This is a genomic window from Desulfosporosinus nitroreducens, assembly GCF_023897015.1.
GTDB lineage: Bacteria > Bacillota > Desulfitobacteriia > Desulfitobacteriales > Desulfitobacteriaceae > Desulfosporosinus > Desulfosporosinus nitroreducens.
Genome location: NZ_JAMHFY010000019.1, coordinates 59,180 through 71,809, shown reverse-complemented (window position 1 = coordinate 71,809; position 12,630 = coordinate 59,180). Strand labels below are relative to the sequence as shown.

At 37.3% G+C, this 12,630-nt stretch carries 15 protein-coding genes and 1 pseudogene; 2 read left to right on the top strand and 14 right to left on the bottom strand.

Going from position 1 to position 12,630, the window contains the following annotated elements; translation table 11 throughout:
- Positions 1 to 17: 17 nt before the first annotated feature.
- The 9 genes and pseudogenes from M8E35_RS18520 to M8E35_RS18480 form a co-directional block, all read right to left on the bottom strand.
- On the bottom strand, positions 18 to 641 hold the full coding sequence (locus M8E35_RS18520; RefSeq protein WP_252471079.1) for a TetR/AcrR family transcriptional regulator: 624 nt from the start codon (positions 639 to 641) through the stop codon (positions 18 to 20).
- A gap of 217 nt (positions 642 to 858) precedes the next feature.
- The gene (locus M8E35_RS18515; protein WP_252471077.1) at positions 859 to 1,092 is read right to left on the bottom strand and encodes a hypothetical protein; all 234 of its coding nucleotides are present in this window, start codon (positions 1,090 to 1,092) and stop codon (positions 859 to 861) included.
- Positions 1,093 to 1,224: 132 nt separating this feature from the next.
- Positions 1,225 to 1,482: an NADPH-dependent FMN reductase family protein gene (locus tag M8E35_RS18510; protein WP_252471075.1), complete on the bottom strand. Its 258-nt coding sequence runs from the start codon at positions 1,480 to 1,482 to the stop codon at positions 1,225 to 1,227.
- Between the two features lie 344 nt (positions 1,483 to 1,826).
- Positions 1,827 to 2,135, bottom strand: a complete 309-nt coding sequence (locus tag M8E35_RS18505) for a dimerization domain-containing protein (protein ID WP_252471073.1) — start codon at positions 2,133 to 2,135, stop codon at positions 1,827 to 1,829.
- A 142-nt stretch (positions 2,136 to 2,277) separates the two neighbouring features.
- Entirely contained in the window at positions 2,278 to 2,427 is a 150-nt protein-coding gene (locus tag M8E35_RS18500; RefSeq protein ID WP_252471071.1) for a FeoB-associated Cys-rich membrane protein, read from the bottom strand.
- The gene (gene feoB, locus M8E35_RS18495) at positions 2,424 to 4,436 is read right to left on the bottom strand and encodes a ferrous iron transport protein B (RefSeq protein ID WP_252471068.1); all 2,013 of its coding nucleotides are present in this window, start codon (positions 4,434 to 4,436) and stop codon (positions 2,424 to 2,426) included. The genes M8E35_RS18500 and feoB overlap by 4 nt, the downstream gene beginning before the upstream one ends.
- A gap of 113 nt (positions 4,437 to 4,549) precedes the next feature.
- Complete coding sequence (locus M8E35_RS18490) at positions 4,550 to 4,765, bottom strand: FeoA family protein (protein WP_252471066.1); 216 nt, start codon at positions 4,763 to 4,765, stop codon at positions 4,550 to 4,552.
- Positions 4,766 to 5,128: 363 nt separating this feature from the next.
- Positions 5,129 to 5,680 (bottom strand): hypothetical protein, encoded by a 552-nt coding sequence (locus M8E35_RS18485; RefSeq protein ID WP_252471064.1) that lies wholly within the window; start codon positions 5,678 to 5,680, stop codon positions 5,129 to 5,131.
- 174 nt (positions 5,681 to 5,854) lie between these two features.
- Positions 5,855 to 6,115 (bottom strand): annotated as a pseudogene (locus M8E35_RS18480) (DUF3102 domain-containing protein); the annotation flags it as partial.
- A gap of 259 nt (positions 6,116 to 6,374) precedes the next feature.
- Between M8E35_RS18480 and M8E35_RS18475 the strand changes: the two are divergent.
- A complete protein-coding gene (locus M8E35_RS18475) occupies positions 6,375 to 7,427 on the top strand; it encodes a DMT family transporter (protein WP_252471062.1) in 1,053 nt (350 codons plus the stop codon).
- 250 nt (positions 7,428 to 7,677) lie between these two features.
- Complete coding sequence (locus M8E35_RS18470; protein ID WP_252471060.1) at positions 7,678 to 8,124, top strand: metal-dependent transcriptional regulator; 447 nt, start codon at positions 7,678 to 7,680, stop codon at positions 8,122 to 8,124.
- 99 nt (positions 8,125 to 8,223) lie between these two features.
- Here the strand turns inward: M8E35_RS18470 and M8E35_RS18465 are convergent, their stop codons facing one another.
- The 5 genes from M8E35_RS18465 to M8E35_RS18445 form a co-directional block, all read right to left on the bottom strand.
- Entirely contained in the window at positions 8,224 to 9,453 is a 1,230-nt protein-coding gene (locus M8E35_RS18465; protein WP_252471058.1) for a hypothetical protein, read from the bottom strand.
- 114 nt (positions 9,454 to 9,567) lie between these two features.
- Complete coding sequence (locus M8E35_RS18460) at positions 9,568 to 9,816, bottom strand: TIGR03905 family TSCPD domain-containing protein (protein ID WP_252471056.1); 249 nt, start codon at positions 9,814 to 9,816, stop codon at positions 9,568 to 9,570.
- Between the two features lie 234 nt (positions 9,817 to 10,050).
- The gene (locus M8E35_RS18455) at positions 10,051 to 10,707 is read right to left on the bottom strand and encodes a pentapeptide repeat-containing protein (protein WP_252471054.1); all 657 of its coding nucleotides are present in this window, start codon (positions 10,705 to 10,707) and stop codon (positions 10,051 to 10,053) included.
- A 247-nt stretch (positions 10,708 to 10,954) separates the two neighbouring features.
- Positions 10,955 to 11,752, bottom strand: coding sequence for an ABC transporter permease subunit (locus M8E35_RS18450; RefSeq protein WP_252471052.1), 798 nt, complete (start codon positions 11,750 to 11,752; stop codon positions 10,955 to 10,957).
- 75 nt (positions 11,753 to 11,827) lie between these two features.
- Positions 11,828 to 12,625 (bottom strand): ABC transporter permease subunit, encoded by a 798-nt coding sequence (locus M8E35_RS18445; RefSeq protein WP_252471050.1) that lies wholly within the window; start codon positions 12,623 to 12,625, stop codon positions 11,828 to 11,830.
- Between the last annotated feature and the right edge of the window lie 5 nt (positions 12,626 to 12,630).

Genomic DNA, 12,630 nt, shown 5'->3' with positions numbered 1-12,630 from the left:
TCTACATCGATTCATCCTCAAAATATTCGTATTTCCTTGCAGTCTATACCGAGAGCCCTAGCTATTATCGCTTCCATTGAAGCTTTATACTTTAATGATTTGGTTTTGTCCTCGATATATTCTCTGAAGGATATACTTTGTGGGACAGAGGTCACAGCTCTTAACAAGATATCTGCAGTTTCCCGAGGAAATTCAACCTTGAAAATACCTTCTTTAGCCCCTTGCTCAATAATTCGGGTAAATGGATCAACATACTTTTGTGCGATTATTAGACAATATTTATAGAACGAAAAATCTGATTTCATTACCATAAATAGGTATTTTATTAGTTCTTTTCTGGGCTTCTGGAAAGCTATCTTTTTTTCCATAAACCGGTTTAGTTTTTCCAAAGCATTAAGTCCTTGGTCCTCAATGATGGGCTCAAGCTCTTTGAGTAAACTTTCTGCAAAATTATTGATACTTTCCGCCAACACTTCTTCTTTTGATTTAAAGTAATGATAAAAGCCGCCCTTTGAAAGTCCAGAAGCTTTTAAAATATCCTCAATACTTGTTTCTTCATATCCTTTTTCTAAGAATAATTTTTCTGCGATCTCAACAAGCTCATTTTTTTTAGACTTATATTTGATTGCTGTTTTGACCATTTCTTTTGTACCTCCATAAACCGACCTTAGTCTGTTTTTAGTATATGCTATTTACTTTGATTTATCAAGTACACTTGAGAACTAAAAAAAGAAATCCTTTTGTGATAGGATTTCTTTTCGATCAATTGTGAGGAGAATTCATCTTTCTATCTCCTTTCATAATCTGCAACATCATTTGAATCAAATTGTGCTAAATATCAAGTTGTTGGACCTAACATTAATATCTGGTGATTAAGCAAGGCAGATTACCATCACAATTTAGCTTACTGCCACGAATAGATCTTTCAACAGATTCCCTATTCACACTTACTTGAGAAAAGTCAACTATGACAGTTCCTTTGATACCCATTCGTTCTACTAAACTTAGTAAACTTTTAATAAACATATCAACTAATTTGAAATCTGTAATTTGAGTAAACTTAACACCGTTATCCATTATTAAAGCTGTCAAGACATTCACGCCCTCTTTCACTCTTTTATTGTCTTAGTTAAGATACTACTATTGAAGTGCAAAAATCTATTTGTTCTGGTTACATTCCAATAACTGTTTAGTAGGCATCCTTTTGCTCCATTTTTAATTTGGCTACAGTTCTAAATCAAAAGCTTTCATTCTTTCCTCCCAATATCTAAGCCACTGCCCGTCGCCCCAGAAGTCATCAGATGAAATCAAAACAAACGGTTTATCTGCACCAGTCACCTTTAAATCATCTTTCTTTTTAGCTTGACCTACCTCTTTTATCCGCGCATTAGCATATGCCTCCCTGACTTGTTTGTTTGCAGCCTCTGCCATTGCTTTTCTATTGCATGTGTCGCTCCAATAATCTTTGACTGACTCTTTCATTAACAACCGCCCTTTCTTATCATTTAATCATGTTTTATTTGATAACCATTATCAACTAAGCGCAAAAAAATTCCTGCTATTAATTTGTCTTTGTTTCCCAAGACTGAGCTCTTGCCTATGATTCGGTTATGTACCTCCATTACTCTCTTGATAAAAGGCCGTTCAAAGAGCCTTTTAATTGCATGGTACGAAGCAAATGCATGACCCTATATTGTTGTTACTCTTAATTTTACTATATTTACTGCGTAATGTAAATGATAATTGTTATCATTTATTTTCTTTGCTAGTTGAGTAGTATAATAAGCCTACTCCTCCAATTTTGCGCTTAACTAAGTTAGTCTTATCTAACTTAGTAGTCTAAAAAAACGCCTTTTATAAAAGGCAATTCTATTGACCTTTTCAATTATAATGCTCCATTCAGACATGTCATACGCTTCGAGTCCTTGCGTGTCCTCATACCCGCTGTTCGGACCTTCCTTGACGAGTTTTACAATGTCAAGATCGATAAAACCAGTAGTTCTGTTGGAAATGATAAGATGTTCGCCAATAAACAGTTCTCGCCCTTTTACAAGGTATTTGTTAGACAGCGCAGTATTCTGATAGAGCTCCCCGGCTTTTTCAAATAATCCCATGGCTGTCAATGCATCGAGCAAGTATTGGCTCCCCTTTTAACATTATACGGTTGTGCTTTTCTTAATTTCTATCGGCAGTGAATAAGCTTTTCAATACTGATTTCCAATCGACAAAAAAACCTTCTCCAATAATTTACCCATATTGGAGAAGGCCGGCTGGCTACTATTCCTGTAGGTGCTTATCCGAGCATCCGGAGCACCCGCTGCATCCAGAACACTTTACACCTTTTTTCTTATCCATGACAATTTTATATATTGCAAGTGCAATGAGGGCGGCTATTATTGCGATAACTATAAAATCAACTGTGCTCATACTTTCACCGACTTCATTTCGGCAGATATTTGTGTGCCCTTACTGCCTTTTCTCATAAAGTAACCAACACTCGCTACTATAATAGCCACAGCGATTAGCCCCCCGATAAATCCTGTGCCAAATGTACCAGTAGTTATTAAAGTACCTATCTGATATACAAGGAAAGCCAATACATAACCCATACACAGTTGGAAACCAACGGCACCCCAAAGCCACTTAGGGGATTCCATTTCAGACCTCATGGCACCTATCGCCGCAAAGCATGGAGGTGTAAAGAGATTAAATACCAGATAAGCAAGTGCGGCTACTGCACTAATACCAAATATCGTACTCACTTCTGCACTGCCGCCAACAAGTGCTAATTCTTCGACATCGATAAAGTTCGTTATGCTAAAGCAAACAGCTAACGTTCCGACTACATTTTCCTTTGCGATAAATCCTGTTACTGCTGCAGCTGCAAACTGCCACAGGCCAAAGCCAAGCGGTATAAATAATATCGCTAAGGGTGATGCAATGCTTGCCAATATACTTGTCTCCGGCGCGGTCTCTGCAACTACTTGGAGTTGCCAGTCGAACGTTTGTAATATTTGTACTACAGCGTTGCAAACAAGAATAATTGTACCTGCTTTGATAATGAATCCTTTTGCTCTCATTAACACGGATATAGAAGCTCGCTTTATACTTGGCCATCTATATTCAGGAAGCTCCATTATGAAATATGACCTTGAATAATCTCCTGTAATTTTTCTAATAATTAGTGCACTTATAATTATTACTACAATCCCAAGGAAGTACATTGAAGTTCCAACCCAACTATTGTCGTTAAAAAAGACACCGGCAAAAAGTGCAATTATTGGAAGTTTTGCTCCACAAGGCATAAATGGGGTTAACATCGCAGTAGTGCGTCTTTGTCTTTCGTTTTTAATGGTTCTTGTTGCCATAACTCCAGGTATCCCACAACCGGTACCAATAATCATAGGTATGATAGATCTGCCTGATAATCCAACTTTTTTAAAGAATCTATCTAAGACAATAGCTACACGAGCCATATATCCGCTGTCTTCCAATAGGGCTAAGCAAAAAAACAACACCATAATTAGGGGTAAAAATCCAATGACAGCACCGACACCGCCAATGATACCATCAAGAAGCAAGGCACCAACAACAGGGTTTACGTTTTCTCCTAGTAGTGAGGCTACACCTTCGTACAACAAGTCTATCCACCCGACAAAAATATCTGCAAATAGTGGTCCAACCCAGGACTGGGAGATCGAGAATACCAGCCAGATTATTACTGCAAAGATCGGAATCCCCAGCCATTTGTGAGCGATTATCCTATCAACCCGATCTTGCATGGTTTGCTTTTCCGAGCTTACCTTTCTTCTCTCGACTTCCGTAACAATATTGTTTACAAAGGCATATCGTTTTTTATCAACTTTTTCAAATTCTTCTTTTGTTAAAGCTTTTTTTACCCCTCCAATATTAGGGGAATTTTGCTTTTTGTTTGACTTACCAAGCGTTATTACAGCATTCAACAGTTCAAGCAAACCGTTATTTGCTGTTTTCGTCGAAATGGTTTGAATAACGGGGCATTTAAGTGCATCACTCAATGCCGGAATATCTATTGTATTGCCCTTCTTATCTGTCAAATCGCTCTTATTAAGTGCAACAACGACAGGTATCCCTAGTTCAAGTAATTGTGTAGTAAAGAACAAACTTCTGCTTAAATTTGTAGAATCAACTATGTTTAGAATAACATCAGGATTTTCGTTTTGTACAAAGTCTCTGGTTATCGACTCTTCACTTGTGTATGGTGACATGGAGTATGCGCCGGGTAAGTCCACCACAATTAAGTCTTCGTTCCTTGGGTTAAGACTCTGCTTAACATCCCCTTCTTTCTTCTCCACGGTAACCCCGGCCCAGTTTCCTACATGCTCGATCTTACCCGTAATAGCATTAAACAATGTCGTTTTTCCGCTATTGGGATTTCCTGCTAAAGCTATTTTCATGATTTCCTCCTCAAATAGTTAGTCTGATCTAACTTTTATTCAGCACTACCCTATAGTTAGTTTCATCTAACTTTTATTTATCATTACCCTAAGGTAATGATAAATAAAATAATTTATACCAAAATGGCGTTTGCTAAATCCTCGTCTATACTGTACCTTGCATCTTTGATATTAATAATGTAGTTAGATGCCAATTTTGAAATAATAGTTACTTTTTCACCTGGATAACAACCCAGCGTAAATAAGAACTCACGAATATCTTCGTGATCTGTATTAACGCGATTCACTGTATAAGGCGTATTTAACTTTCCTCTCGCTAAAGACATCATGCTCATCTCCTTGATAATTTGATTATGTTAATTAGTTGCTTGCTTATCTGCCTTATCACAAATCGTTTTGATGCTGATTTGCTGTACCTTGATTTTACCGTAATTGATAATGAAAGTCAATATCTAAGTATGTGGTTTTTTAACTTGTAACCAAAGTCTCCCGCCTCTAAGCCCCCTTGCTCACGATAGTGAGTGAGTGAGGTATTAATCATTACCAATATTGAGTATAAAATATAGCGTAGTAATTATGGCCGTCAGTATGAATCCAAGAGTTAGATAATAATAATCATTCAGTATTTCTTCATGTATTGTCATTTTGTTCTTGTTATAAAATGCATAGAAACGTCATTCATATCACTAAAATCACACCAATGGTTTAATTGCTTTATTGGCAGAGTTATATTCATGCCTAATCTGCGCTGAGACTTTCTCTCCCAACTCAGTGAGCGCTATGCTGCCAAGCTCAATTTCTGCTGTGTCGCAAAGAAAGCTCGGGTTTTTCTTCCCCTCATTAACTGTTTCTGTGAAGTATGCAAAAAGAACCGAGTTTGAATGCAGTGTGTAGTCATAGTCCTCCAGGGGAATATCGTAGTCCAGAGAGATAAGCCGCTTTTTCTCAAGCTCTGACAAAACCGTTCCAATCTCTTTCACAGTTTCCATGCTGTCGTCAAAAGCATTTATATACACTGGTTCGAGAGAAACAAATCTAGCTTCGTCCTCTTTACTGCTACTCATAACAAAGCGGCTGACCGCTAAGTAACTGCACTGTACAAGATCCATCAAAACGTCTATTTCCTCATTAGTGATTGTCAGAGGGTCGTGAGAATGAGCGCAGTCTTTTTCAGAATCGGAAGAATGGTTGTGGCAGCAGCTATCGCTGCAACAGTTAGGCGATTGATCTTGCTTAATAATCATTTGTTTTCTCCTGTTCTTTCAATAACTTTACTTGCTATACTTAAGTTAGGGTATTCTAACTTAAGTATAGCATATTAATCCTGTGGAAGGTTAGAAAAACAATAATTCTAATAAGGATATTTCAGTACTGATAAGGAGAGTATTCCCGACGCATAGGCCCTTTGTTGTGTTGGTTAAGGCCTGGTGGTAGGTCAAATTCGCCAGTACTGGCGAATTTGAGCTGCCGCCGTCAGCGCCGGAAGCAAACAGTTTATCTCCATATTCTTCAAAAAGCCGCATCAGTCTGTTGGCTGTGCGCTGGGAATAGCTCACCGATTCAACCAGCCATTTTCCCCATTCTCCATGGGGGAGCAGGTCCTTGGCCTCCTTCAGTCGCTTGCCGATCTCAATGGCATTGCTAAGCAAAATGGGTAACAGCAACTTGCACTTACATATTTCGCCGAACTTACTGCCTTTACTTCCATGGACGCCCTATATTTCAAAACTATGCAAATAAGTTGTCTCTCAACCCAATCTCCGAGCAATGACTGTTGCCAAGCGAAATTTTACACCTGCTATAACACTGTCTATGCACGGTTGAACTGAAAATTGAAATTAATAATTATTAACGCTATACTGTAATTATCCATCGGGAATAATTACAGATAACTATTTCCACATATTAACATGGAATAGTTCCAGGGAGATGGTCACTTTGAAACCAAAAAACGAAACTGCTATATTTTCGGCCATTTTGGCGGCACTTCTATTTGGCATTAGTTCACCGTTTTCCAAAATATTACTTGTGGAAATACCGCCAACCTTGATGGCAGCCTTACTCTATCTGGGTGCAGGTATAGGAATTTCCTTGCTTAATTTTATATGGAAGATAAAATCCAAGGACCAAAAAGAAGCAAAAATAACGAGAAGCGACTTACCCTTTGTCTTGGGCATGATTGCTTTAGACATCGCAGCCCCCATTTGTTTAATGTTGGGATTAACAATGACCACTGCGGCCAATGTAGCCCTCCTTAATAATTTCGAAATTGTAGCAACTTCCCTTATTTCTTTGTTTATTTTTAAAGAAGCTATCGGCAAACGGTTATGGATTGCCATCGGCCTCATTACTTTCTCCAGCCTAATCTTATCTGTTGAAGATTTAATCAACTTTTCCTTTTCTCTCGGTGCTGTGTACGTCTTGCTCGCTTGTATGTGCTGGGGCTTTGAAAACAATTGCACGAGAAGACTTTCCATTAAAAATCCTATGCAAGTCGTCATCATCAAAGGTTTTGGCTCTGGTTTCGGTTCCATTTTAATTGCCATATCCCTAAGAGAATACACTGTTAGTATCACTTATCTCTTAGCCGCACTTGTCCTAGGCTTTTTCTCTTATGGACTCAGTATTTTCTTTTATGTCTCTGCCCAGAGAGAACTAGGTGCAGCAAGAACAAGCACTTATTATGCCATTGCTCCCTTTGTCGGGGTCGGTTTGTCTTTTCTTATTTTCCAGGAAATTCCGACCCTTTCCTTTCTGATTGCCCTGTTCATCATGATTGCCGGGACCTATTTTGCTTCCTGTGAACAGCATAAGCATTTACACGAGCACACTTCAGTTACTCATGAGCACCGACACTACCATAAAGACTGGCATCATAACCATGAACATGATGAGCCTGTAAAAGGAGATCACAGTCACCGCCACACCCATAAAGCACGAGTGCATGTACACAGACACACACCAGATATTCACCACTTTCATATGCATTGAGCTTTCTTCAGATTACATCAAATCTTACAGTGAATTAACAATATCCACTTTTTCTTATATTGCTCAAGCCGATGCAAACATAATAGGAACTGTTAAATAAATTTTACATAAATATTGATTTTATAATCATTTTCTAGGAAATTGTATCAATTCTATATAGTTAGATTCCCCTAACTGCGATGAGGTATCGCAACTTGAAGTTGATATAAAAAATAATTCATATTATTGTTAAGTTAAAGGAGAATGTTTAATGGAAAAGTTAACATTTACCATGGAAAACTATTTAGAAGCGATATATGAGCTGTCCAGCGACGGAAATGGAGCAAGAATATCCGATATTGCTGAACGATTAAGTGTAACAAAGGCAAGCGCCAACAGTGCCATGTCAACCCTTTCAGAAAAGGGGTTGATCATAAATGAAAGATATAAAGAAATATTTCTTACTCCTTCCGGACGTGAGCATGCCGAGTTCACATCAAAAAAGCATCAAGTTATCCAGGAGTTTTTTACAAAGATTTTAAAAGTCGACGCCGTTATTGCAAACAGAGACGCTTGTGCAATTGAACATGTCATCAGTAACGATTCAATTTATGCCATGCAGGAGTTTATCCTTACAGAAAAGCTAAATCACACTACTCTGAATTTCAGAGGTATTCACTGCGCTAAACCAGGCTGTCATAATGCAAAAAGACCTTAGATACCCAAGCTTATTTAGAGCCTGCTCAGGATAAAGCCGGTCCACTCAAACTGCGCACAAATAAAAAAACACTATTTCTAGCGTCTTCCTATGAGTAGACTAATAATCGGCTCTGATTGTATCCCTACCTAAAACGGGTCTCTCAACTATTACCTCTTTATTTAGCTCCTTCAATAGTTTTGCAACTCCAACGTGCCACATCTTATCTTCAGCGTATTTTGTATTTATCCAAACAATTGGGTCTATCGAAGGTGGTCTATTTTTGCTAAGATTTTCTACTAAATTTGCTGCAGTTCGGGCCGAATCCAGTATATCAGTATTGTAAACTTGCCAACTGCCATAGACATTAAATGGGTTATTTGCGATCAGTTTAGCATTTATAACATTTTTAGGAACATAAGCTTGCTCCTGACCTGTAATTGCAAATAGCAGTAATGGATTAATATCATATTCATGGGAGGCTTGAATTATTGAAGAAAAATACGGTTCCTCGCAAAGCAAGGACCCCTTTCTAGATAAGAACTCAATTAAACTCTTCTCATCAACTTGCCTGTATTGCAGTGCATATGTTAGTTGCTCATCAACACTTTTTTGTTGATGAGTATTCTCTTGAGCAGGGAAAGCCTCAAAATTTGGTAGCCCAGCAAATCTTATCTGAGGGTTAATTCCGTTACCGATATTATCTTGCCTCTGAACCAATTGACTTGAGTTCAACAGTGCAATCAACATTAAAGTGGTAACTAAAACTTGATAAGGAATATACTCTCCAATTGCCCTTCCTTTTAAATATCCATACGTTGCACGAACTCTCTCAACAATAAAACCACTAAAATAGGAATTATCTATCACAATGGTCGGATTAATACAGTAATCATCTTCCAGCTTGAGGGTAGATTTACCGATTATATGTTCTAATTCATAATCTAAGTACTCATTGTAAGAATTAGCAACCTTTGATAGCAATAGGTCAATATGTTTTTCTTCGATTGGATTGCAACAATTTTTATTCAGCCAATTAGTGAGCGACGCATTAAAATTCTCTCCTGTTTCTTTTATAAATAGACATGCACGAAATATATCTGACCCATCAATATTGTAATTGCCAGTTAATACCGCCCGTTGAAGAACTTCATATTTCACCTGATCTCTGATTCCTTTATTGAAGTCTTGTATATACTTATCAATCACTTTATCAATTGTATCAGCTAGTATTATAGATCGTTGCTGTATACTGGCTGCAGGATATTTTTTGTGAATATAATTTCTAAATGATATTATTTGATCACTTTGTAAAACCGAAAACTGTTTTAGTTCAGCTACAAACTCCACGAAAACCATCCTCAAAAATCGATTTAACCAAGGCCAAGATGAAACTGTTCCTTAATCCTTCCACATCTTTCCTTGATATCCTTCTATGATCGTGGGATAATCCAGAGCATTCTATTATTTTAAAGAACTCTCTATTGCAATTGCCAGTTGGTCCGGACATGATGTTCCATTCTGACACTTAATCCCTTTTAATCTTTTCGCGACGTCTGTTGCATCCATTCCCTCCACGAGTTTGGCTATTCCCTGTGCATTTCCAGGGCATCCCTGAACAAACTTTACATTATTAAGTTTACCATCGATAATAGAAAAGCTTATTCTTTTTGAACATACTCCATCTGGAATATATTTGATAATATTGTCCATATATAATTAAAACCCCATTTCAATAGTAAGAAAATAAAAAACCTCTATATCAATTCCTCGGATTACAGAGATAGATTTTAAAAAACTCTCTTATTCCCCTGAGACTATACTAAAGCATCCCCCTAAAAACAAGTCCGAAAACGTTATCGTTTTGGTCACTTTCCTTAATTGACGATGATACGCTTAATCCACAGTATTCGTGGTATAAATCAAACGTTTCGCAGTAATCGGTAATTAGCTCTTAATTTTCAGCCCTAAAAGATTCGAGAAAGATATTACTTGTTCAGAGGAAACTATACATCCCTCTAGGTCCTCGACGGTTACCCCTAATCCATCTATTTTACAACTACTTAAATCAATTCCTTTTAGCTTCGCTCCTGACATGCCAGTTTGCTGTAAATTAGATTCGTCAAACCCCACTTTTAAAAACTTAGCTTTGTAGAAATCAGCATTGCAGAACGTACTCTTATTGAAACTAACTTGTTTACAATCCAAAAACCGAAATAAAGCATAACTTCCATTACAGTTATCAAACAGTACATTACGTAGAGCAGATTCGGTCATATTCGTTCCGACCATCTTACAGTTGACCATCTCTACTTTATGTAGGACAGACTCGCTTAGATCCATATTTGATAAATCACAGTTTTCAAATCTAACATCTGTTAAATCAAGGTACTTAAATGATACTTCGATAAAATTAACGTTTTTAAAAGTCATTTGCTTAAAGGACACATGTTCAGCAATTTGATTTTCAATTGAACAATTACTAATAATCCCTCGTTTAAAAGAATCCTCTGATTGGATCGTCTTATCGAGTGATAGGATATCTAACTCATTTGGGATATTAGGTGATAATATTTCAAAACAACTGGGTTTTTTATTCTTCACTCTATAAACCTCCGCGTCAAAATGGTTATGACATCCCCATTGTTATCAGTCGCAATACTGCTATAACTCTTAAGATTCAACATAAATGCTAACATTCCTTCCAAAAATAACAAATTGTATTATTCTGTTTTTAATATGCAGCAGAGTAAAACTGCCAGGCGTTAAATTTATTGTATTAACGTTCTGGCAGTTTTTCATTCATTGTATTTTGGTCTCGACCATTAATCTTCTTCCTCTTTGGCGGGAGTCAGACATTTAAATCTCTATGTTTATAAAATACATATGTGGCACTCAACAGTACTGCAATAATCAGAACAGACAAAATCATATAAACAGGCTCAAAGCCTCGAACGGATATCAAGTTTTTCGCATCAAAATATTTAAATGGTGTAAGGTATTTAAGTTTTTCCAACCCAGTATTCAGATCTATTCCAATAGACAACATAAACGTGATTAAAAGTATTCCTGTAGCAAGGGTCGGAGCAGTCTTTGGATGCTTACTGACAGCTGCAATGACGGTCCCTATAAACAGAAATATTAGCTGTAAGATAAACATTCCAAACATTAGTCTGGTTATGTCCCCAATGACCGCTTCCCCTTTGCTATATTTTTCCACCATAAGAATTGAGGAAACAAACGTTACAAGATTAAGGATTAGTATATTGACAAAGGACGCTAATAGTTTTGAGCTTATAATTTTATTTCTGGAAATAGGTTTCGAAAATAAAAATTCTGCTGTTTTATCTCGTTCTTCCTTGGAAATTATATTGGCTCCCAACATAGCAGAATGAATCGTGGCCATCATGGCCAAGTAAATAAAAAGCACTCCGAAATAACCAATAGCCGTTGTTAAATCGAAGGTTCCCATCCCCATTACAGCCTTTAAGGATTGTGGCATTTCTGCCAGTAAGTCATTGATAGATTGACCCGAGGCTGATAAGCCTGCATATTTGCCCATACTGCTTGCAATCATTAAGATTACACCAATACTCCATATAATCAGGGCTTTTCTATTATCCCTCATTTCTCTCTTGAAGACATTCATAAAGCTTCCCCCCTATAAAGATGAAATGGCACACATCAGAAAACCACTAATTCTCAGCAGGTGTATCCCCTTTCTCTAAACTGCGTGGATATCTCTCTTGGAATAAATCAGATAACTGGCTGTAATAGCAATTACGATAAAGGCTATAGTTACCATCATAAAGGAAGACTCATAACTGGAATTTTGCATGATATAGGCGAAATCAAAATATTTAAAAGGAGTAAGATAACGTATAGCTTCATCGCCCGTTGTAGATACCAATGCTCCAATGATAAAGAAGGCGAATACAGTACCCAAAGAGATTGAAAGAACTGATTTGATCTTGGGAACTGATAAAGAAACTAGAATGCCCAAGGCTAGAAAAAAAAGTTGCAAAAAAAACAGGGTCAGAGAAAGCAGGAAGAATATTTTTGTGCTGTACTCTTTGGTTTCTACCAGAGAGGCCATCATTGTTGCGGCTCCTAAGTAAAATACATTTGTGATAAGCAAGGAGGTGAAGGCAGCCAAAAGCTTGGATGTTACAATTTGTGTACGTGTAACAGGCTTCGTCAAAAGGAAATCGGCAGTTTTCTCACGTACTTCTTTAGATAGGATTGACACTCCTAAAATCATTGCCTGAATTGCTCCGAAAAGAGAAATATACAAGAAAACATAAGAATAAAACCCTAAAATTGAACCTATATTTTCCACAGAAAGCCCTAAAGCCAATCTTATTTCCTCTGGAAAGCCTTCCATTAATTTTTTGAACGCTTCCGCTTCCTCAGAAATTGTGGGAAACATTGAAAGGAAAAGAATAATCAACCCAACTAAGGTGAGTGTCCAAGTAATTGTGGACTTCTTATAAGCCTTTAATTCATGTAGAAACATATTCATCGCAT